Below are 19,499 nucleotides of genomic sequence, written 5' to 3' on the forward strand. Positions count from 1 at the left end.
GGGTGCCCGCCGACCGCGCCCAGGGACTCCAGGGCGCGCGAACACCGGCGGACGGGTCGGGGAACCCCGTGACGACCGCCGCATCGGCCGTCGGGGCTGTCGCTCTCGGGCGCGTTGCTTCCCGAGTGGACGTCAGGTGCCCTGGCGCTCCGCGGAGTTCGGTCGGAGGCGGGCAGTCGGTGGTCGATCTCCGGGCGCGGCCGCACGCGGGCGGCCGGCCGGGCCCCCGGGCCCGGCTCGCGGAGGTGTCAGGTGAGGGAGAGGGACCAGCCGCGCAGGGCCGGCACTTGCTGCAGGGCGCGTTCGCAGACGCTGCGCAGGTTCGCGGCCGCCGCATCCGGAGTATCCGCGATGATCGCGGCGGCGATGCGGCACCGGTCGAGGTCGACGCGGGTGCGGATGTGTTCCACGCGGTCCGCGCGTCGGCAGTGGAGCCAGATCAGATCGGTGACCGCCCCAGCGGCCAGCCTCGGTGGCACCGGGTCAGAGCAGGTGAGAGTCACCGCGACCAGGTGCACGGGGTCCGGTCAGCTCTGCGCGGGCGGCGCGGCAGGAGCGATGTCCCAGTCGAAGCCCGTGCTGGCGGCGGTGCGTTGGCCCCCCGAGCGGTCGGCGGAGGCGCCGGCCGATGCGCCGGAACCCAGGCCGACGGTGAATGCGAAGACCAGGCCGGTGCAAACGATCCGTATGGAGCGGGCCACGACTGTTCCCTCCTGTTTCGTAACCATGGTGCGCGCGTGAGCGGTTCGCGGAACTCGTCCCGGTCAATGCGGTGCTTTCCGCGCCGTTGGGGAAGATCTTGCCTTCCTGGGCAACGCGATGTCACGACTTCAGAGGTGGCACCAAGTCACTCGGCAACTACGTGCCAGATCATTTCGTCTGCGGAAAGCATTGCATCGCCGACCGCACCGAGGCGATGATGATGATCATCGACCCGGGGGAGGGCCGCGTGTTACAAGCACTCGGATTGAACGCACTGACAGAGACCGTCTACCGGACCCTGCTGGCCGAGCCGGACAGAGGGGTCGAGCAGATCGCCGCCAAACTGCACCTGTCGGAAGCGGAGGTACGGGAAGCACTCGACGAACTGCTGGAACTGACGCTGCTGCGCCCCGCGAGCGACTCCCGCACCCTGCGGGCCGTCAGCCCGGAAGTCGGACTGATCCGACTGCTCGCCCACAACCAGAACCAACTGCTCCACCGCCAGCAGCAATTGGAGACCGCCCGGACCGCGATCGCGGCCCTCTCCGCCGAGTACACCGACCGGCGGCTCGACGACGAGATGGTCGTGCGGCTGGACTCCCTCGAAGCCGTCCGTGACCGCCTGGAGGAACTCGCGGCGACCGCGGCCGAGGAGTGCCTGTCGCTGATGCGCGGAGGCGCCGTCCGCCCCGACTCCATCCAGGCCGGCAAGCACCCCAACCAGGTGGCGCTGGAGCGCGGAGTGGCCATCCGCAGCATCTTCCAGGAGAGCTTCCGCAACGACCCCGACACCCTGCGCTATGCCCGCTGGTTGGCCGATCTGGGCGGCTCGACCCGGACCGTGCCCATACTCCCGATGCGGCTGGTGATCGTCGACCGCAGCATCGCACTGATCCCGAGCGACCCCAGCGACGGCCGCCGCGGCGCACTGGAACTGCACGGCGCCGCCCTCGTCCAGCCGTTGTGCGCACTGTTCGAGGAACTGTGGCGCAACGGCGCCGACTTCGGTCAGCAGCCCGCACCCCGCGACGACCAGGACCTCACCGGGTCCGAGCGCGCCCTGCTGCAACTGCTGGGCCAGGGGCACACCGACGAGTCCGCCAGCCGGAAGCTGGGCCTGTCCTTACGGACGGTGCGTCGAATGATGAAAGACCTGATGAATCGCCTGGGCGCCGAAAGCCGCTTCCAGGCCGGGGCCCAAGCCGTCCGGAAGGATTGGCTGTGAACCCGGGAAGCCGTCCGCAATCCGCCGGCGGAATATAGATTTTCGCGGTTCGGGAAACGGAGCGGACCGGTCCGACTTCGACCGCGCCTTCCTTATTGGGCGAATTGTGATCCGTTCCGCGAAAGCGGTATCCGAAGGCCGCGGTCCCGGCGCGGGGTGAGCGGCGCGGGGATCAGTCCTGCTGGAAATCGACCACCCGGTTGGTGCGGTCGACGTCCACATGGACCGGGCCCCCGGGTGCGGGGTAGGTGAAGCGCCGCCGGCCGCCCACGCCGCCGTGCGGGTCGAACTTCGGTTCGCCGGGGGCGACGCGGCCGGCGGCCCACTGGGCGAGGAAGCGGTCGGCGGCCTCGCGGGCCTGCTGGTCGGTGGCGGGGCCGCTCTCCGTCTCGGCGGGGAGGAAGCCGCCGTCGACCGCGCGCAGCAGGCCGGACGGCCAGTCGAGGACGAAGCCCTGGCGTTCGAGGGTGACGACCAGTCGGTTCATCCCGGGGCCGAGCAGCTCGTGCTGCACGGCGACCACCCTCGCCCCGGGGCCGAACAGCAACTCGGCTTCACCGTAGGCGAGTTCGCGTTGCGGTCCGGTGGCCCCGGACATGCCGGTGGCGACGGTCGGCTCCAGCACCATGAACTGCAGGGTCAGCACCGGCGCTCCGAGGGCGACGGCCATCGCGGAGCCGAACGCCAACTCCCGCCCGCCGAGCCGCATCCGCCGCCGCTGGACGAGCCGCACCGCGCAGCCGAGCACGACTCCCGACAGCCCGCCGAGCGCGTTCGCGGCGAGGTCGCCGCCGTCGCAGGCCCGGCCGAGGAACGGCAGCAGGCCCTGGACGGTCTCGGTGACGCCGGTCAGGGCCAGGACGCCGACGGCGACCACCGCGGGGCGGCCGAAGGCGAGGACGGCGAGCAGCCCGATGGGGGCGTACATCAGCACGTTCAGCCGGCCCGGTTCCCCGTTCAGGGTGAAGTCGAGGGCGGCGCCCCAGGCGCAGGACGAGTCCTGGGTGCCGCCGAGGCCGGTGGGGTACAGGGTGGCGGTCAACTCGCCGGCCAGGGCGACGGCGAGCAGCGCGATGGACCATCGCGGCAGGCCGCGCCGCGCGGCGAGCGCCCGGGCCCAGGCCCCGAGCGGCAGGGCCAGGACCAGGAAGGCCGGGATCAGGCCTGCGTTGCCGTTCAGGATCGCGCTGGTCATCGACGCCTCGTCAGTTTCCCTCGCAGCGCCCAGGGTTGGGGTCGCCGCTCACTGGATGATACGAGCCAGTCCGGCCCGGGTGGCGGCAACCACGATGTGGTCGCCGGGGACGAGGCGGCGGGAGCGGTCGGCGAAGTTCCACTGGTAGGCGTCGGCGCGGCGGTGCAGGCGGACGGCGACGACGCGGACGCCGCCGGAGGCCTCCAGGTCGCCGGTGTTCCGGCCCTCCAGGGCGGAGCCCTCCTCGACGGTGAGTTCGGCGACCAGCAGGACGTGGCGGAACACCGAGAGGGTGCCGAGGACCTCCCGGCCCATCAGGGCGGCGGCGAAGGCGGGGGCGGCCAGGTAGGAGACCGAGCGGGAGGCGACGTTGCCGAGGGTGGCGTACACGTGGTGGGCGAAGTCGTCGTCGAACAGGCGGACCACGATGCGGACTTCGGGGCGGACGGCACGGGCTTCGAGGGCGGCTTCCAGGTTGGCGGCGTCGTCGGAGGTGACGGCGGCGACGGCGCGGGCGTGCTTGACCCGGGCCTGCTTGAGCTGGGCCTCGAGGGGGCCTTCGCCGATCAGGACGGGGATGCCGAGGGCGCGGGCGGCGGCGATGCCGCGGGCGTTCGGGTCGCGTTCCAGGCAGACCACGGGCAGGCCGGTGCCGTGGACCAGGGTGGCGACCCGGGTGCCGACGTTGCCCAGGCCGACCACGATGACGTGGTCGCGGGTGCGGGAACCGGGCGGGCGGGGCAGGCCGCGGCGGCCGCTGGCGAGAGCCTCGACCGCGATGGCGGTGACCAGTGGCACGAAGGTGATTCCGCAGAAGGTGATCAGCACCTGGGCGGCCCGGGCCCACGGGTCGCCGAGCGCCTGGTCGGTGGGCAGGTCGGGCTGGGCGGCGCCGGCCGCGTCCAACAGGGTGGAGTAGAGCGTCCAGCCGAGGCCGGGCGGGTGCTGAGTGCGGTAGTAGAGCACGGCGGCGCCGACCACGATCGCGGCGAACGCGGTGATCAGGATGACCCGCAGCCGGGTGTTGGTGAAGTACTTGAGGCTGTCCAGCAGCCACCACTTGACCCTCTTGCCGAGCGGCTGGCGGAGGGCCGGTTCGGCGTCGAGGGGCTGCAGGGCGGCCAGGCCGCCGGGTCCGCGGGCGGGGGCCACGTCGGGGCGGCCGAGTTCGATCGGGCCCTCGCCGCTGCCGAAGCGTTCGGCGATCCGGATGAAGTCGGCGGCCCGGCCGCCGGTGTCGGGCAGCAGGCGCAGCTGGGACAGGTCCTGCGGGTCGATCCGGTCGGCGACCAGGCACAGCTGGTTGCTGTGGATGTCCTCGTCGTAGGCGACGTACAGGTGGCGTCCGCCGACCTCGACGGAGTGCGGGCGGCCGAGGGCGCCGTTGGCGAAGGCGGGCGCGGCGGTCGCGGAGGCGGACAGCGCCGCGCAGTTGGGGAGCAGCTTCTCCAGGTGCTCGCCGAGCCGCTGGTTGAAGATCCGCAGCACGATCCGCACCCCGTGGTTGCGGTTCTCGGCGGCCAGCGCGGCGTGGATGTTCTCCTGGTCGGTGCCGTCCATCAGCGCGATGCCGCGGGCCTGGTCGACGCCGGCCGCTTCGAGCGCCTCGCCGGTCAGCGTGGAGTACTCCAGCACGGCCGCGACACCGGGCAACTGTGCGATGGCGGGCCCGTGTTCGCGCGAGCGGTCGGGCACCACCGCGACCACCGGCACCTCGTACTGCTCGGTGAGTTCGAGGACCAGCCGGTGCGCGAGCGAGTTGCCGCCGCAGACGATGTAGTGGCCCTCGATCGACCCCGCTCCGCCACTGCTCGGCCCGGCCCCGCCGCTGTCCGCTCCGGAACCGCTGCTGCCCGGTCCGGCCCCACTGGTGCGCGTGTCCCCCGCGTCGGCGGCGTCCTGTGGGCTCCCCCGCCCCTGATCCGTCATAGCGTCAGATGGTAGACGCCCCGTCAGGACCCCCGGGTGAACAGACGGTATCGGATCCGCACGCGGGGGACTGCCCCGTTCGGCGGATTCCGCCGCGCCCGGGGGTGGGGCGGGAGTCGAGGGTGGTGGGTGAAATCCGTGTTCCGCAGCGGCACCTCGGAGGAGCCATGGCAGACCCTTATCGGACCGACGACCGCCCCGGGACGGTCGGACCGTTCCAGCAACTGGCGCGGATGGCCTGGCAGGCGGTGCTGACGGGGGGTCTGATCTCGCTGGCGCTGGGCATCGTGATCCTGGTCTGGCCGAAGCAGACGCTGTGGGTGGTCGGGGTGCTGTTCGGCGTGTACCTGGTGGTGATCGGCATCGTGCAGCTGGTCGCCGCGTTCGGCACGCACGTCTCGACGGCGCTGCGGGTGCTGGCGTTCGTCAGCGGCGCGATCTGCGTGCTGCTGGGGTTGCTGTGCTTCCGCTCGGCCGCCCAGTCGATCCTGCTGCTGGCGCTGTGGATCGGCATCGGGTGGCTGTTCCGCGGCATCACCCACCTCGCCGCGGTGGCCTCCGACCCGCTGATGCCGGCCCGCGGCTGGCAGGGCTTCATCGGCACGCTGTACCTGCTGGCGGGCATCCTGCTGATGGTCTTCCCCGCCCACTCGATCACCGCGCTGGCGATCCTGGCGGCCGTCTCGCTGCTGGTGCTCGGCCTGACCGAGATCGTCGCGGCCCTGCAGATCCGGCGCGGCGCGAAGCTGTACCCGCGCGAGCTCTGACACCCCGCGGGGCCCGCCCGGAGACGCTCCGGGCGGACCCGCTGTCGGCTGTCGGCTGTCGGCTACCGGCTACCGGCTACCGGCTACCGGCTACCGGCTACCGGCTACCGGCTACCGGCTACCGGGCGAGGGTGGGCCGCTCCGGGGCCAGCGAGTTGCCGGCCGGGATGCGGCCGCAGTCGCTGGGCGCGCTCTTCCCGGCGAACCGGTCGTTCAGGTAGGCGACCGCGGTGGGCGCCCAGGGGACGGCGGCGCCGAGGTGGCTGAGCAGGTCGTACTGCTGGTAGGCGATCCGGCCGTTGCCGGTGGCGCAGTACTGCCGGGCCAGCGCGCGGACGTCGCCGGCCACCATCACGCCGTCCCCGGTGCCGATGCCGGGCAGGTTGCTGTATGTGCCCTCCAGCACGCCGGCGTTGCCCTGGGCGAGGTAGCCGGGGACGGTGGGGGTGGCGGCCGAACCGAGGTTGACCTTGTTGACCGCGGCCAGGAACGGGGGAACGGAGTTCGGGTCGCCGTACTCCGGCCTGGCGAGCTTCTTCCAGGTCAGCCCGGGGTACTGGCCGAGCGCGTTGACGATCGAGGCGTTCTGCATCTTCGCGTACACCTGCTTGCCGTAGTCGCTCAGGTACGGCGTCAGGTCGAGGTCGTAGGCGCGGGCCACGCCGATGATCGCCATCGGGATGACGCCCGGCCAGACCACTCCGCCGTCCACGTACTTGAGGTTGTGCGCGGGGTCGACCAGCAGGCCGCCCTCGGCGAAGCCGACCAGGCGGCGGTTGACGTCCGGCGCGTAGCCGGGGGCGAGGGCGGCGGCCCAGTTGGTGGCGATCGCGCCGCCGGAGTAGCCGAGCAGGCCGAACCGGGTGTTCGCGTCCATGCCGGTCGCCCCGGAGGCGGAGGCGGCGCGGATCGAGTCCAGCGTGGTGGTGCCGTACTCGGGCCCGGCGGCGAAGTCGGCGCTCTGGCCCTCGGTGTCGGGGATCACCACGTCGTAGCCCTGGAGCAGGAACGGCACCACGAACAGCGCCTCCGCGTTGGGGATCGCCCCGCCCAGCGTGAGGCCGCCGGCGATCGCCCGGGACGGGCCGTCGGCCGGGTTCAGCGAGTCGTAGAACGACTGGTACGACACCGCCCTCGACCCGTCGCTGCCCAGGCCCCGCACCACCGTGGTCACCCCGGCGGACGGGCGGCCCTGCGCGTCGGTGGTGCGGAACAGCAGCTGCACGGCCTGCACCGGGGTCGGTATGCCCAGCAGGTGGTACGCCAGGGTGCGGGTCTTCAGCACGGTGCCGGGGGCCAGCGAGGACAGCGGGGTGCTGCCGTCGTAGGTGTAGAACCCGTCGGTGGCCGCCGCGGCGGGGGCCGCGACGGCGGTGACGGTGGGGGCCGCGGTGGCGAGAGCGGCGGCGGCGAGGGCGGTGGCGATCGTCCGGGCGACGGCTCGGTACATGGCTCTCCCGTTTCTGACGGTGTCCGACTGGGGGGCCGGAGGCGCGACCTGATGGGGGCAGGTGGGGGATCGCGCGAGTTACCTACGAGTAGGTAACCTCCGGGGAAACCATCATGAACGCGTCGCCCCGCCACGTCGCCGGGCCGCTGCACAGAGATTCGCGAGGTGGATTGTGACCGCACCCAACGTCCGACTCTCCGCCCCCGAACCAGAGTTCGGCGGCACCCCGGCCCACCTGCGGCTGCTCGCCCTGACCCCCGGGCTCGCCGTCGAAGTGATGACCCGGCTGCTGGACCGCCTCCCCGCCTACCACGCACTGCCGCCCGAACAGCTCCGCGGCGAGATCACCCGTCAGGTCGAGCGCGGCATCCGGGCGTTCGTCGACGTCCTGCGCACCGGGCAGCTGCCCGGCGAGGACGAACTCGACCGGATCCGCGAGTCGTCCGCGCGACGGGCCGACGAAGGCGTCCCGCTGGAATCCGTGGTCGGCGCCTACCACCTCGGCGCACAACTGTGCGCCGCCCGCCTGCTCGCCGAGGCCTCCCCCACCGACCTGCCCGACATCGCCACCGCGCAGGACCGCCTGCTCGGCTGGCTACGGGCCGTCAGCTGCGCCGTCGCCACCGGCTACGTCCAGGAGCGGCAGGCCGCGCTCGGCGACGAACAGGTCGCTCGGCAGGCCCTGCTGTCCCGCCTGCTGGAGGGCGGCGACCCGCGCGCCGCCGCCGACCGGGCCGGCATCCGGCTGCCCGCCCGCTACGTCGTGCTCTCGCTCACGATCGGCCCGCACCCCGACGAGACCCGCCCCGGCGTCAACCGCTCGGTCGTCGCCCGACGAAAACTCCGCCGCCTGCGCGCCGAGCTGGAGCGCCGCCACCCGGACGGCGTGCCGCTGGCCGCGCTGGCCGACGACGGGGGGACGATCCTGCTGCCCTCCGACACCTTCGAACGGGACGTGCTCACCGCGCTGGTCGAGCGCCTGGCCAGGGCGTGCGGCGCGCCGCTGGTCGTCGGCGCGACCACCGCTGCGCCCTCGGCGGTGGCCGACGCCGTCCAACTGGCCACCGAAGTCCGGCAGATCGCCGACGCGACCGGCCGCGGGCCCGGGCTCCACCTGCTCGACGACGTCCTGCTCGCCCACCAGCTCAGCCGCCCGGGACCGGCCCGCGACGCACTCGCCGCGATCCTCGCGCCCCTCACCGACCGCCCCGAACTCCTCGAAACCCTCCGCACCTTCCTCAGCTGCGGCCTCGACCGCCGCCGCACCGCCGCCCGCCTCCTGGTCCACCCCAACACCGTCGACTACCGCCTCCGCCGCACCGCCGCCCTCACCGGCCTCGACACCGTCCGCGGCCCCGACCTCCTCACCCTCCACGCCGCCCTCACCGCCCACGAGACGAGCACCGCGCACGCCACGACCCGGAAGGACCGCGACGAGGGGAGGCGGTGACGGCGCCGCGCGCGAGCAAGGCGCAGAACACCGACGGACCCCTGAGGGGCGTCAGGCGGCCGCGGTCACTCCGGCCACGGCGAGGAGCAGGACCGCGGAGATCGCGGACAGGCGGCGGGCCGCGGTGGGGGTGGTGGTGAGGCGGGTGGCGAGGCGGGCGGTGGTGAGGGCCACGGCGGTGTAGATGGTGGCGCAGCACAGGACGTTGACGGCGCCGAGGGCGGTGACCTGGGCGGCGACGGGGAGGGTGGTGCCGGGGGTGACGAACTGGGGGACGAGGGAGAGGTAGAGGAGCAGGCCCTTGGGGTTGAGCAGGGCGGTGAGCAGGGACTGGCGCAGGACCACGGAGGTGGGCTGCGGGCGGGCCGCGGTGAGGGCGTCGGCGGGGCCGCCGCGGCGCAGGGTGAGCAGCATGGTGACGGCCAGGAAGGCCAGGTAGCCCGCGCCGGCCAGGCGCAGCGCGGGGAGCAGGGCGGGCAGCGCCCGCAGCGCGGCGGCGAGGCCCGCGGCGGAGAGCAGGGTGTGCACGGCGTAGCCGGCGCAGACGCCGGCGACGGCGGTGAGGGCGGCGGTTCGACCCTGGCCGAGGCCTCGGGCGGCGATGTAGAGCCAGTCCGGTCCGGGGGTGCAGACCAGCAGCAGGTCCACGCCGAGGAAGAGCAACAGGGCGTGCGGGTCCATGGCACCTTCGGTTTCGGGTTCGAGGGGGGTCGGGGCGACGTCCTGGACGCTATCCGTCCGGCGCTGGCAGCCGATGTCCCGTTTTCGCTGGTCAGCCCCCTCGTGGGGCAGAATGTTGCGCCATGGACCGCCTCGACCGCAGAATCCTCCACGAGCTCCAGCAGGACGGCCGGCTCACCAACGCCGAACTCGCCGACCGGGTGGGGCTGACGCCGTCGCCGTGTCTGCGCCGGGTGCGTCAGCTGGAGCAGCAGGGCGTGATCCGCGGGTACCGCGCGCAGCTCGATCCGGTGGCGGTCGAACGCGGGTTCCAGCCGTTCGTGACGGTGGTGATGCGGCACGAGGACCGGTCGACCGTCGCCGAGTTCGAGCGTCGGGTCGCGGAGCTGCCGGAGGTGGTGGAGGCGCACCGGCTGTTCGGCGACCCGGACTACCTGCTGCGGGTCGCGGTCGCGGACCTGGCCGCGTACGAGCGCTTCGTCACCGATGTGCTGTCCGGCCTGCCGGGCATCGCGCAGGTGCACTCCCACCTGACGATGAAGCAGGTGAAGGCCGACGCGGGCATCCCGGTGCAGCGCGGCTGACGGGGGTCAGTCGCCGGGGAGCTGGTCCATCCGGCGCAGCGAGTGGTAGTGCGCCACGGTCGGCGGGTGTTCGAGTTCGTGGAGTTCGCCCTCGGACCAGACCGGGCGGATCTTCCACATCGGGCCGGCGTAGGCGCGCAGGGCCTCCTCGTCGCGCCAGCGGGTGATCATCTGGACCCGGTGGTCGCCGTCGGCCAGCGCGCGCAGGAGTTCGCCGCCGAGGAAGCCGTCCCATTGGTCGAATTCGGGCAGGACGATCGAGGCGAGCCGGGCGCAGAAGTCCTCGACCCGGAGTGGGGAGACCTGGGCCTCCCAGATTCGAATGATCATCTCGGCCTCCTCGACTGAACCCGGCCTTTCTGACCATTATCGGACCTGACCGTGTTCCGACAGCTCGGCCCGGTCCGGGGCCGCCCGCACCCACCGGGATCCGTTCGGACCGCCGCCGATTGCCGCCGGTGCGGTGCGGGCCAAGACTCGGCGGTGGACCCGTACGGCGAGAGGAGCCCGACATGGCGGTCTGCGTGGTGTGCCAGAACGACTACTGGCTTTCCTTCGAGGTCAAGACGATCACCGGAGACACCTACGTCTTCGACAGTTTCGAGTGCGCGATGGAGAAGCTGGCACCGCGCTGCGAGCAGTGCACGGTACGGATCGTCGGCCACGGCGTCGAGGTCGCCGGCCGGTTCTTCTGCGGCGCGCACTGCGCCCGGACGAACAGCGTGCTCGGCGCCGAGGTCCGCGATGCGGTGGGCGCCCACCCGTCCTGACCTGCGACGTCCGAGCGCGGAGGGGCGGCCGCCCCCGAGGCGGCCGCCCCTCCGCGCTGTCCCGGGAGCGGCTCAGAAGGTGAACCGCAGCGCGCGCACCCGGTGGTCGAAGGACGACGGGACGAGTTCCGGCTCGGCGGTGGAGCGGATCTCCGGCAGCCGGGTGAGCAGTTCGCGCAGCATGGTGCGCATCTCCTGGCGGGCCAGGTGCGCACCCAGGCAGAAGTGCGGGCCGCCGCCGCCGAAACCCAGGTGCGGGTTGGGCGAGCGGGTGATGTCGAAGGCCTCCGCACGGTCGAACACCGCCTCGTCGCGGTTGGCGGAGCCGTAGAACAGCACCACCTTGTCGCCGGCCGCGAGCCGGATCCCGGACAGCTTGTGGTTGACGGCGACGGTGCGGCGGAACTGCACGATCGGCGTCGAGTGGCGGACGATCTCCTCCACCGCGCCGCCCAGGTGCGCGTCCGGGTCGCCGAGCAGCAGCGCCCGCTGCTCGGGGTGGACGGTCAGCAGGTGCAGGCCGTGGGCGAGCGCGTTGCGGGTGGTCTCGACGCCGGCGACCAGCAGCAGGGAGAAGAACGCGCCCAGTTCGCGGGAGCCCAGCCGGCGGCCGTCCACGTCGGCGGTGACCAGGGCGGAGATCAGGTCGCCGGTCGGGCGGCGGCGGCGCTCCCGGCCCAGCGCGGCCACCGTCAGGTGCATCGCGGCCAGCGCGTGCAGCCCGCGACCGGGCACCCGCAGCCCGCGCCGGGCGACGCCCGCCGACGCGGACGCCCGGTTGATCCGGGCCAGGATGTTGCGGCGCTGCTCCTCGGGGATGCCCATCATCGAGCAGATCACCTGGTACGGGAGCTCCCCGGCGACGGCGGCGACGAAGTCGGTGGGGCGTTCGCGCTCCAGCCGGTCCACCAGGCGGGCGGCCGTGCGCGCGATGTCCTGCTCGACCTCGGCGAGCAGCCGGGGCGTGAACGCCCGGCCGACCGCCCGGCGCAGGTCGGCGTGCCGGGGGTCGTCCAGGTTGACCATCGAGTCGCCGAACACCGCCCGCACCCAGCGGGCGGGCTCCGGCGAGGTCACCCCCGGCCCGGAGAGGTACACCTCGGGCGACCGGCTGGCGGTCATCACGTCGGCGTGCCGGACCAGCGCCCAGCACCGCCGCCCCGTCGCCCGGTCGGTGAAGGCCACCGGCCCCGGGCGTTCCCGCAGCCGGGCGAACGCCTCGGCGCGCAGCTTCTCGGGGAGCCGCCAGAACGCGGGGTCGCCGAGGTCAATGCCGCGCGGGGCGGCGTCCACGGATACGGGCATGGGGACGTTATCGCGCAGTCGGTGACTCTGCGTCAAATCCTCGTCAACGCTCGGTGAAGGTTCCGGTCACCTCTGGCGCGGGTCCACGGGTCAGGGCTGCTGGTAGGGGTTCGCCTTCGGCTGCTGGTACGGGTTCGCGTAGGGCTGCTGGTAGGGATTCCCGTGCGGCTGCTGGTAGGGGTTCTGCGGGTACGGGTTCGGCGGGTACGGGTGGGCCGGCCGGCCGTCCGCCGACGGGTGTGCGCCGTTCGGGTCGTCGTCGGGGCCGTCGTCCGGGCCGTCGGACGGCGTTTCCCCGGCAGGCTCCTCGTGCGGGGCGATCTCGCGGGCCAGCAGGGTCGCGCCGGCCACCGCACCCGGCATCGCCAGGACGGTCAGCACCGGGATCAGGAACAGCAGCACCAGTCCGGCGCCGAAGCCGACCGCCATCGACGTCCGGGAGCGCAGCAGGCGCAGCCGCTGCTTCTGGGCCAGGCCGCGCTTCTGCAGCGGCGTGCCGGTCAGTTCGACGGTCAGGAAGAAGCCGGAGACGCAGACCCCGATCACCGGGACCACGGTCTGGCCGACCACCGGAATGAACCCGCAGAGGAACAGCAGGACGCCGAAGCCGGCGGCGCGCAGCAGCACCGCGAGGCTGTCCTTGGCGCCGGTCCACAGTTCGCGCCACAGCGGCAGGTCGGGGCCCTGCGGACCGCCGCCCTCGGTCTCCTCGACCTTCGCCGACAGCGACTCGTAGAACGGCTCGCCGATCAGCAGCGTCACCGCCGTGAAGGTCAGCATCGCCAGCAGTCCGCCCATGCCGACGGCGGCCGCGCCGACCGCCACCCGGACGGTGTCCCGCCACGGCTCGGACCAGTGGTCGGCGAACGGTGTCGCCCAGGCCGCCAGGTCGCCCGCGTAGACGATCAGCACGGCCAGGACGGCCAGGTAGCCGACCAGGGTGATCAGCGCCGGGATCAGCCCGAAGCCCCACCAGCGGCCGTGCCGCGCCACCCACCGCTGCCCGTTGAACAGGAATCGCAGTCCCGCCCCGAAATCTCGCATTCCCGCACCTTAAAGGAACCGTCAACTCGCCCGGACACCCGGCCGGTTCCGATCCTCCGCCGGCCCGACCGCCGCCGACCCGGCCACCGTCCGTCCGGCGGGGACCGGCCCGGTCGCGGTTCGGCCGACGGCCGCCGACGCGCCGAGGGTGGCGGCGGCGAGGGCGCCCCACAGGGCGAACGGGCCGACGGCGGCGAGGGCGGTGATCACGGCCGGGGAGACGGCCAGGCCGAGGCCGGTGGAGAGTTGGAAGCGGGCCAGCGCGCGGCCCAGCACCGGCGGCGGGGCCAGCGCGGTGACCAGCGCGGTGGCGCTGCCCGCGTACAGGATCTCGCCGAGCGTGCACGGCACCGAGACCAGGGCCACCGCGAGCGGCCCGAACGGCGCCGCCAGCAGGAAGCCCAGGTAGCTCGCGGCCAGCACCACGCCGGACAGCGCCAGCACCGTCCCGCGCGACCAGCGGGCCGCCGCCCAGCCGGTGAGCGGCAGTTGGAGGGCCACCACCAGCACCGTGTTGAGCACGAACACCGCGGCCGACCAGGCCGGGGAGGCGTGCAGCACCGTCACCAGGACGAGGGGCAGCGCCACTTCGGGCACGTTCAGGCAGAAGACGTACACCACGTTCGCCAGCAGCACGGTGCCCAGCGCGCGCCCGGTCGCCGTCGGCGCGTGCTCGGCCGTCCGGGCGGAAGGGGCGGCCGTCACCCGCACCGAGCGGGCCAGCAGGGCCGCCGCCAGGAATCCGGCGCCCGAGACCGCCGCGAGCGCCCGCAGCGCGGGGGCGCCGCCGCTCAGGCAGACCGTCGCCAGCAGCGCGCCCGCCCCGAGGCCGGCGTTGCGAACGGCCCGGCCGGCGGCGAGCGCGGCGTCCCGCAGCCGGTCCTCGGCGACGGTGGCGACCAGCGCCGCGTGCGCGGCGGGCCAGGCCTGGTTGCCGACGCCCAGGATCAGCGCCGCCGCCGCGAACAGCACCGCGTTCCCGCGCGGCGCGGCCAGCAGCACCACGACGCCGGCCACCCGCACCAGCATCGACGCGGCCACCGCCGTGCTGCGCGCGCCGCGGTCCAGCCAGCGCCCCAGCGGCGGCATGGCGGCCAGCCCGGCGACGATCCCGACCGTCATCGCCAGGCCGGTGGCGGCCGCGCCGAGTCCGAGCACCGTGATCCCGTACAGCAGCAGGAACGGCCGCAGCAGCCCGGTGCCGAGGGCGTCCACCGCCAGCGCCACCGCGTAGCGCGCGCCGCCGACGGCCCGGACGAGTTGACGGGGCGTCGGGCGGGGCGCGGTGATCGTTGTCATGCGGCCCACCGTGGAGGCCCGGCCCGGCCGCGGTCACGCCGGTTGACGTTCCCCGTCAATCGGGGGAGGGCGGCCGGGGCGCGCCGGGGGCGCGCGGGAGCGCGGAGATGCGCCCTCGACGGGTGACGGGCGACGGGCCATCCTCGACGGGTGTGCGGATCGCCCGTGCGCCTCGATCCGTGAAGGAGCCCTCGTGGAGCGTCAGTCGGAGAACGGGCCGACCTCGCTGAACCGTCCGTTGACGTGCCCGGTCGACCACTCGCTGCTCGTCCTCGACCCGACCGGGCGGGACCGCGACGCCGAGAGCGCCGAGCTGATCGCCCGCGGGCCCGCCACGCCGGCCGACATCCTCGGCGTGCAGGTGTGGGCCGTCTCCGACCCCGACGTGCTGGAGGACCTGCTCAGGGACCCGCGGGTCTCCAAGGACGGCAGGCAGCACTGGCCCGACTACGAGCCGGTCGCGGCCGGCTGGGCGCTGACCCTGTGGTTGACGGCCCGCAACATGTTCTCCGCGTACGGCGAGCGCCACCGGCGGCTGCGCCGCATGGTGAGCTCGGCCTTCACGCCGCGCCAGGTCGCCGCGCTGGGCGACGCCATCGAGGAGATGACGACCACGCTGCTCGACGCGGCCGCCGCCGCGGGCGCCGACGGCGCGCCGGTGGACCTGCGGGAGCACCTGGCCCGCCCGCTGCCGATCCTGGTCATCGCCCGGCTGCTCGGGCTGCCCGACGAGCTGCGCGACGGCTTCCGCCACCACGTCGACGGGGTCTTCGACACCACCCTCAGCCCGGAGGAGTCCGAGGCCAACAACGCGGCGTTCTTCGCGATGATCGCGACACTGGTCGCCCTCAAGCGCGAGCAGCCCGGCGACGACATGACCTCGCTGCTGATCGCCGCCCGCGACACCGAGGGCGACGGCAGCGCCCTCACCGAGGAGGAACTGCTCGGCACCGTCGTGCTGATCGTCTCCGCCGGCTTCGAGACCACCGTCAACCTGATCGACAACGCCATCACCCTGCTGCTCACCCACCCCGACCAGCTCGACCTGGTGCGCACCGGAAAGGCGGGCTGGGACGACGCGGTCGAGGAGGCGCTGCGCCGGGAGGCGCCGGTGGCGCACCTGCCGCTGCGGTTCGCCCTGGAGGACATCGAGCTGCCGGGCGGCGTGACCGTCCGCGCGGGCGAGGCGATCCTCGCCTCCTACGCGGCCGCCGGCCGCCACCCCGCGCGGCACGGCGACACCGGCGCGGTCTTCGACGTCACCCGGGCGGTCAAGGACCACCTCGCCTTCGGGTACGGCCCGCACTTCTGCCTCGGCGCGCCACTGGCCCGGCTGGAGGCCCGCACGGCGCTGAGCGCGCTGTTCGAGCGGTTCCCCCGCCTGGCGCTCGACCCGGCCGTGGCGCTGGAGCCGGTCGACTCGCTGATCTCCAACGGGCACCGCACCGTGCCGGTCCTGCTGGCGGGCCCGGCGCAGCCCTGACCCCGGACGTGTTCGGCCGGGCGGGGAGGATGGGCGGGTGACCCTGCGCATCGACCTGACCGGGACGCCGCCGGAGCGGATCCGGTTCGCCGTCTCCCCGCTCGCCGAACTCACCGCGATGCTGCACGTGCTGGCCTCGCCCGAGCACCATCCGCCGTACGCCGGGTGGGCGGCCGGCGTGCGGGCGGGCCTGCGCCCGGAACTCGCGGACCGGCTGCACGAGGCCGAGTTCCTGTGGCGCTCCTCCCGCGCCGACTTCCTGGTGCCCGCCCGGCCCCGGGCGACCCTCGCCGCCGAACTCGACGACCTCGACCGGATCGACGACGACCGGTACGTCCGAGCCGCGCTGATCACCACCTGCGGCTCCAACCGCCTCGCCTTCGCCGGCGGTTCGCCCCTGCACGACCCGGACGCCCGCACCGACGCGCTCGACCGCGCGCAGGCCCGCGGCCCGCGGCAGGAGGCGTTCGCCGCCCGTCTGCTGGCCGACCCGCGGGCCGTCCGGGCCCGGGTCCGGGACACCCTGGAGCAGTGCGCGGAGGCGTTCTTCGACGCCGAGTGGCCGGCTCTGGCCGCCCGGCTCGGCCAGGACGTCCGGGCCAAGGCCGAGCTGACCCGCCGCCAGGGCCTGCCCGACGCGCTCGCCGAAGTGTCCGCGGCCGTCACCCTCACCTCCGACGGCGGCTCGCTCGTCCTCGACAAGCTCCAGGACAACAGCACCGCCGCCGGCGCCGCGGGCGTCACCTTCCTGCCCAGCGTCTTCGGCCACCCCCACCTGGTCGCCGTCCACGCCCCGGGCTGGCAGCCCGTCGTCCAGTACCCGGCGGCCGGCGGGGAGCACGCCGCCACCGTCCCGCTGGACGCCGTCCGGCTGCGCCTCGACGCCCTCGCCCACCCCGTGCGGCTGCGTCTGGTCCGCAGCCTGGCCCGCGGCCCGCACACCACCTCCGAGCTCGCCCGCGCCTGGGACCTCACCGCGCCCGAGGTCTCCCGGCACCTCGCGGTGCTGCGCCGCGCCGGTCTGCTCACCGCCCACCGGCGCGGCCGCTACGTCCACCACGGTCTCGACCTCACCGTCACCGCGGCGCTCGGCGCCGACCTGCTCGCCGCGGTGCTGCGCTGAGCGGCGGGCTACCGGGCCAGGTCGAGCCGGGCCATCAGCTCCCGCAGCGCGGGGGCGCACCGGTCGCTGTCGGCGGCGGTGATCCAGGCGAGCTCCGCGATCTCCGCACCGGGGGTGGGCGCGCCTTCGGCGGGGCCGGTGTAGCACCGCATGCGCAGCCGGACGCCGGGGCGGCCGTGGGCCGGGGCCTCGACCGTGTGGGCGTGGGCGAGGTCCTCGGGGGTGCAGGTCAGTCCGAGTTCCTCGCCCAGCTCCCTGGCCAGCGCCCGGGCCGGGGTCTCACCGGGTTCGAGCTTGCCGCCGGGGAGGTAGAAGGCGTCCTTGCCGTGGGTGCGGACGGCCAGCAGGCGCCGGTCGCGGACGCAGATCCAGCCCACGGAGTCCAGCACCGCCTCGTCCGCCGCCGGGGCGGTCTCCCACTTGGGCGTGGGCGGCCGCCAGCGCTCGACGGCGTCGAGCAGGGCGTCGGGGTCCGTCTCGGCGATCAGGTTCCGTAGGGCGGGGCGGACGAAACCGGTGTCGACCAGGTGGTCGGCGAGCCCGGTCAGGGGCTGCCAGAATCCGGGCGGGCCGAGCAGTGCGACGGGCTTGGCGTGGAGTCCGAGCTGCTGCCAGGTCCACGCCTCGAACAGCTCCTCCAGGGTGCCGGTGCCGCCCGGGAGCGCGACGAACGCGTCGGCGGCCTCGGCCATCGCGGCCTTGCGCCGGTGCATGTCCTCCACCACCTGCAGGGTGGTCAGGCCGCGGTGGGCGATCTCCTTGTCCACCAGGGCCTTCGGCATGACGCCGACCACCTCGCCGCCGGCGGCCAGCGCGGCGTCGGCCAGCGCGCCCATCAGTCCGACCCGGCCGCCTCCGTAGACGATGCCGATGCCTCTGCGGGCCAGCGTGGTCCCCAGTGCGGCGGCCAGGGCGGCGTACTCGGTGCGGGTGCCGGCGGCGGATCCGGCAAAGACTGCGAAGCGCATCAATCCTCCAAATGCGACGCGACGTCGCGTCGCATTATGGCAGGCTGGACCCCATGACCACCTCTCGCCCCACCTCCTCTCCCCCGTCCGCGCCGCCCAGGGGGCCCCGGAGCCGCGAGCGGGTGCTCGACGCCACGCTCGCCCTGCTCGGCGAGGCCGGGTACGCACGACTGACCGTCGAAGGAGTGGCGAGCACCTCGGGCGTGCACAAGAGCACCCTGTACCGCTGGTGGCCCGACAAGGCGGCCCTGGTCGCGGACGCCCTGGCCTCCCGCATGGACACCGGCCCGGTGCCGGACACCGGCAACACCCGCGACGACCTGACCACCTGGCTGCGCGGCACCATCGCCAACTACACCGCCACCCCCGCCGGCGCGACGATGCCCGCCCTGATCGCCGACCTCTCCGGCCGCCCCGGCGCCCTGGAGGCCTTCCGATCGGCCTTCCTCACCGAACGCCGGGCCAACTGCGCCGCCGTGATCCGCCGCGGCGTCGACCGCGGCGACCTGCCCGCCGACACCGATGTCGAACTGTTCATGGACGCCCTGGCCGGAGCGGTCTTCTACCGCCGGCTCGTCACCGGGCTCCCCATCGACGACGGGCTCCCCGAGCGCCTCGTCCGCATCCTCGGCCTGTCCTGACCGGCCGTCGATTCTCGGTTACGGCCACCGTGCTCCGAACACTCGATCGAGCGAAGTGCGCCTTGGGTGCGGTGTACGTGCACGGGAGCGGGTAGACCGGTCGCGGACTGAGGAGGTGGCCGGTGACGGTCTCGACGGAGCAGGCACAGGAGTGGCTGACGGTCGCGGTGGCGGAGGCGCGGCTCGGGCTGGCCGAGGGCGGGATCCCGATCGGGGCCGCGCTGTTCGGCGTGGACGGAGAGTTGCTCGGGCGCGGCCGCAACCGCCGCGTCCAGGACGGCGATCCGTCGATGCACGCGGAGACCGCCGCCTTCCGCGCCGCCGGCCGCCTGCGCGGCTACCGGGACACGGTGATGGTCACCACGCTCTCCCCGTGCTGGTACTGCTCGGGCCTGGTCCGGCAGTTCGGCATCGGACACGTGGTCATCGGCGAATCCACCACCTTCACCGGCGGCCACCACTGGCTCGCCGAACACGGCACCGGAATCACCCAGCTGGACGACCCCGAGTGCGTACGCCTGATGACGGACTTCATCGCCGCCCGCCCAGACCTCTGGCAGGAGGACATCGGCGCATGACCCGCGACGCGCTCAGAAACTCCGCACGACGAACCACACCGCGACCCCCAGCACCGCCAGCACCCCACCGACCGAGATCGCGCGACCGACGCCCTCGTGCACCCTCTCGCCGATGACGTTGCCGGCGATGCCGACCAGCGGCGCGCCAAGGACGATCAGAACAATGCCGATCACGTGGTTCACCATGGCCGCACTCCCCCCCGGAGGATCACTCCCGCAGTGATCCGGAAGCAAGATCGTAGATCCGCGCCGCCCGATCGGGAAGGCGAACATCCACGGCCCCGCACCCACCCCCGAACGACCGT

21 protein-coding genes are annotated in these 19,499 nt (G+C 73.9%); 9 read left to right on the top strand and 12 right to left on the bottom strand.

The features are described 5' to 3' along the window. Positions 1-248: 248 nt before the first annotated feature. Together ACI1MP_RS06675 and ACI1MP_RS06680 are read right to left on the bottom strand one after the other, a co-directional pair. Positions 249-410 (bottom strand): hypothetical protein, encoded by a 162-nt coding sequence (locus tag ACI1MP_RS06675; RefSeq protein ID WP_404868011.1) that lies wholly within the window; start codon positions 408-410, stop codon positions 249-251. A 117-nt stretch (positions 411-527) separates the two neighbouring features. Then, positions 528-701: a hypothetical protein gene (locus tag ACI1MP_RS06680; protein WP_157815681.1), complete on the bottom strand. Its 174-nt coding sequence runs from the start codon at positions 699-701 to the stop codon at positions 528-530. Positions 702-967: 266 nt separating this feature from the next. Between ACI1MP_RS06680 and ACI1MP_RS06685 the strand changes: the two genes are divergently transcribed. Then, positions 968-1,927 carry a LuxR C-terminal-related transcriptional regulator gene (locus ACI1MP_RS06685; protein ID WP_380333008.1) on the top strand — a complete coding sequence of 320 codons (960 nt, stop codon included), beginning with the start codon at positions 968-970 and terminating at the stop codon, positions 1,925-1,927. Positions 1,928-2,099: 172 nt separating this feature from the next. Here ACI1MP_RS06685 and ACI1MP_RS06690 read toward each other — a convergent pair whose 3' ends face one another. Both ACI1MP_RS06690 and ACI1MP_RS06695 read right to left on the bottom strand, forming a co-directional pair. Continuing rightward, entirely contained in the window at positions 2,100-3,122 is a 1,023-nt protein-coding gene (locus ACI1MP_RS06690; RefSeq protein WP_404868012.1) for a VanZ family protein, read from the bottom strand. Positions 3,123-3,170: 48 nt separating this feature from the next. Beyond that, complete coding sequence (locus ACI1MP_RS06695) at positions 3,171-5,051, bottom strand: NAD-binding protein (protein ID WP_404868013.1); 1,881 nt, start codon at positions 5,049-5,051, stop codon at positions 3,171-3,173. 167 nt (positions 5,052-5,218) lie between these two features. On the opposite strand from ACI1MP_RS06695, the gene ACI1MP_RS06700 reads away from it, so the two are divergent. Beyond that, positions 5,219-5,818, top strand: a complete 600-nt coding sequence (locus ACI1MP_RS06700) for an HdeD family acid-resistance protein (RefSeq protein WP_100587773.1) — start codon at positions 5,219-5,221, stop codon at positions 5,816-5,818. Positions 5,819-5,936: 118 nt separating this feature from the next. Here ACI1MP_RS06700 and ACI1MP_RS06705 read toward each other — a convergent pair whose 3' ends face one another. Next, positions 5,937-7,268 (bottom strand): lipase family protein, encoded by a 1,332-nt coding sequence (locus ACI1MP_RS06705; protein ID WP_363470529.1) that lies wholly within the window; start codon positions 7,266-7,268, stop codon positions 5,937-5,939. 172 nt (positions 7,269-7,440) lie between these two features. On the opposite strand from ACI1MP_RS06705, the gene ACI1MP_RS06710 reads away from it, so the two are divergent. Then, on the top strand, positions 7,441-8,718 hold the full coding sequence (locus tag ACI1MP_RS06710; protein ID WP_380333011.1) for a PucR family transcriptional regulator: 1,278 nt from the start codon (positions 7,441-7,443) through the stop codon (positions 8,716-8,718). A 51-nt stretch (positions 8,719-8,769) separates the two neighbouring features. Here ACI1MP_RS06710 and ACI1MP_RS06715 read toward each other — a convergent pair whose 3' ends face one another. After that, positions 8,770-9,399 (bottom strand): LysE family translocator, encoded by a 630-nt coding sequence (locus tag ACI1MP_RS06715; RefSeq protein ID WP_100587770.1) that lies wholly within the window; start codon positions 9,397-9,399, stop codon positions 8,770-8,772. 122 nt (positions 9,400-9,521) lie between these two features. Between ACI1MP_RS06715 and ACI1MP_RS06720 the strand changes: the two genes are divergently transcribed. Next, positions 9,522-9,983 (top strand): Lrp/AsnC family transcriptional regulator, encoded by a 462-nt coding sequence (locus tag ACI1MP_RS06720; RefSeq protein ID WP_043910985.1) that lies wholly within the window; start codon positions 9,522-9,524, stop codon positions 9,981-9,983. Positions 9,984-9,989: 6 nt separating this feature from the next. Here the strand turns inward: ACI1MP_RS06720 and ACI1MP_RS06725 are convergent, their stop codons facing one another. Next, a complete protein-coding gene (locus ACI1MP_RS06725) occupies positions 9,990-10,313 on the bottom strand; it encodes an antibiotic biosynthesis monooxygenase (protein WP_100587769.1) in 324 nt (107 codons plus the stop codon). Between the two features lie 182 nt (positions 10,314-10,495). Here ACI1MP_RS06725 and ACI1MP_RS06730 point away from each other — a divergent pair, with 182 nt between their 5' ends. Then, complete coding sequence (locus ACI1MP_RS06730; protein WP_043910983.1) at positions 10,496-10,753, top strand: hypothetical protein; 258 nt, start codon at positions 10,496-10,498, stop codon at positions 10,751-10,753. A gap of 72 nt (positions 10,754-10,825) precedes the next feature. Here ACI1MP_RS06730 and ACI1MP_RS06735 read toward each other — a convergent pair whose 3' ends face one another. From ACI1MP_RS06735 to ACI1MP_RS06745, 3 genes are all read right to left on the bottom strand, one after another. After that, positions 10,826-12,058, bottom strand: coding sequence for a cytochrome P450 (locus ACI1MP_RS06735; protein ID WP_404868014.1), 1,233 nt, complete (start codon positions 12,056-12,058; stop codon positions 10,826-10,828). A gap of 90 nt (positions 12,059-12,148) precedes the next feature. Then, entirely contained in the window at positions 12,149-13,102 is a 954-nt protein-coding gene (locus ACI1MP_RS06740; RefSeq protein ID WP_404868015.1) for an EI24 domain-containing protein, read from the bottom strand. Between the two features lie 21 nt (positions 13,103-13,123). Beyond that, positions 13,124-14,401: an MFS transporter gene (locus ACI1MP_RS06745; RefSeq protein ID WP_380333014.1), complete on the bottom strand. Its 1,278-nt coding sequence runs from the start codon at positions 14,399-14,401 to the stop codon at positions 13,124-13,126. A gap of 238 nt (positions 14,402-14,639) precedes the next feature. Here ACI1MP_RS06745 and ACI1MP_RS06750 point away from each other — a divergent pair, with 238 nt between their 5' ends. Together ACI1MP_RS06750 and ACI1MP_RS06755 are read left to right on the top strand one after the other, a co-directional pair. Continuing rightward, complete coding sequence (locus tag ACI1MP_RS06750) at positions 14,640-15,884, top strand: cytochrome P450 (RefSeq protein WP_380333208.1); 1,245 nt, start codon at positions 14,640-14,642, stop codon at positions 15,882-15,884. 37 nt (positions 15,885-15,921) lie between these two features. After that, positions 15,922-17,007: a DUF5937 family protein gene (locus ACI1MP_RS06755; protein WP_404868016.1), complete on the top strand. Its 1,086-nt coding sequence runs from the start codon at positions 15,922-15,924 to the stop codon at positions 17,005-17,007. A gap of 8 nt (positions 17,008-17,015) precedes the next feature. On the opposite strand, the gene ACI1MP_RS06760 is transcribed toward ACI1MP_RS06755, so the two are convergent. Further along, positions 17,016-17,975, bottom strand: coding sequence for a TIGR00730 family Rossman fold protein (locus ACI1MP_RS06760; RefSeq protein WP_404868017.1), 960 nt, complete (start codon positions 17,973-17,975; stop codon positions 17,016-17,018). Between the two features lie 53 nt (positions 17,976-18,028). Between ACI1MP_RS06760 and ACI1MP_RS06765 the strand changes: the two genes are divergently transcribed. Both ACI1MP_RS06765 and ACI1MP_RS06770 read left to right on the top strand, forming a co-directional pair. Further along, positions 18,029-18,616 carry a TetR/AcrR family transcriptional regulator gene (locus ACI1MP_RS06765; protein WP_380333017.1) on the top strand — a complete coding sequence of 196 codons (588 nt, stop codon included), beginning with the start codon at positions 18,029-18,031 and terminating at the stop codon, positions 18,614-18,616. A 122-nt stretch (positions 18,617-18,738) separates the two neighbouring features. Next, positions 18,739-19,194, top strand: a complete 456-nt coding sequence (locus ACI1MP_RS06770; protein ID WP_404868018.1) for a nucleoside deaminase — start codon at positions 18,739-18,741, stop codon at positions 19,192-19,194. A gap of 12 nt (positions 19,195-19,206) precedes the next feature. Here ACI1MP_RS06770 and ACI1MP_RS06775 read toward each other — a convergent pair whose 3' ends face one another. Then, positions 19,207-19,380, bottom strand: coding sequence for a hypothetical protein (locus ACI1MP_RS06775; protein ID WP_404868019.1), 174 nt, complete (start codon positions 19,378-19,380; stop codon positions 19,207-19,209). Positions 19,381-19,499 lie beyond the last annotated feature (119 nt).

Origin of the sequence: Kitasatospora griseola (assembly GCF_044999035.1) — a bacterium.
GTDB lineage: Bacteria > Actinomycetota > Actinomycetes > Streptomycetales > Streptomycetaceae > Kitasatospora > Kitasatospora griseola.

Coding starts and splice junctions, on each gene's coding strand:
- ACI1MP_RS06690 (WP_404868012.1), bottom strand. CDS start 3,122: ATGACCAGCGCGATCCTGAACGGCAACGCAGGCCTGATCCCGGCCTTC.
- ACI1MP_RS06695 (WP_404868013.1), bottom strand. CDS start 5,051: ATGACGGATCAGGGGCGGGGGAGCCCACAGGACGCCGCCGACGCGGGG.
- ACI1MP_RS06700 (WP_100587773.1), top strand. CDS start 5,219: ATGGCAGACCCTTATCGGACCGACGACCGCCCCGGGACGGTCGGACCG.
- ACI1MP_RS06705 (WP_363470529.1), bottom strand. CDS start 7,268: ATGTACCGAGCCGTCGCCCGGACGATCGCCACCGCCCTCGCCGCCGCC.
- ACI1MP_RS06715 (WP_100587770.1), bottom strand. CDS start 9,399: ATGGACCCGCACGCCCTGTTGCTCTTCCTCGGCGTGGACCTGCTGCTG.
- ACI1MP_RS06720 (WP_043910985.1), top strand. CDS start 9,522: ATGGACCGCCTCGACCGCAGAATCCTCCACGAGCTCCAGCAGGACGGC.
- ACI1MP_RS06725 (WP_100587769.1), bottom strand. CDS start 10,313: ATGATCATTCGAATCTGGGAGGCCCAGGTCTCCCCACTCCGGGTCGAG.
- ACI1MP_RS06730 (WP_043910983.1), top strand. CDS start 10,496: ATGGCGGTCTGCGTGGTGTGCCAGAACGACTACTGGCTTTCCTTCGAG.
- ACI1MP_RS06735 (WP_404868014.1), bottom strand. CDS start 12,058: ATGCCCGTATCCGTGGACGCCGCCCCGCGCGGCATTGACCTCGGCGAC.
- ACI1MP_RS06740 (WP_404868015.1), bottom strand. CDS start 13,102: ATGCGAGATTTCGGGGCGGGACTGCGATTCCTGTTCAACGGGCAGCGG.
- ACI1MP_RS06745 (WP_380333014.1), bottom strand. CDS start 14,401: ATGACAACGATCACCGCGCCCCGCCCGACGCCCCGTCAACTCGTCCGG.
- ACI1MP_RS06760 (WP_404868017.1), bottom strand. CDS start 17,975: ATGCGCTTCGCAGTCTTTGCCGGATCCGCCGCCGGCACCCGCACCGAG.
- ACI1MP_RS06765 (WP_380333017.1), top strand. CDS start 18,029: ATGACCACCTCTCGCCCCACCTCCTCTCCCCCGTCCGCGCCGCCCAGG.
- ACI1MP_RS06775 (WP_404868019.1), bottom strand. CDS start 19,380: ATGGTGAACCACGTGATCGGCATTGTTCTGATCGTCCTTGGCGCGCCG.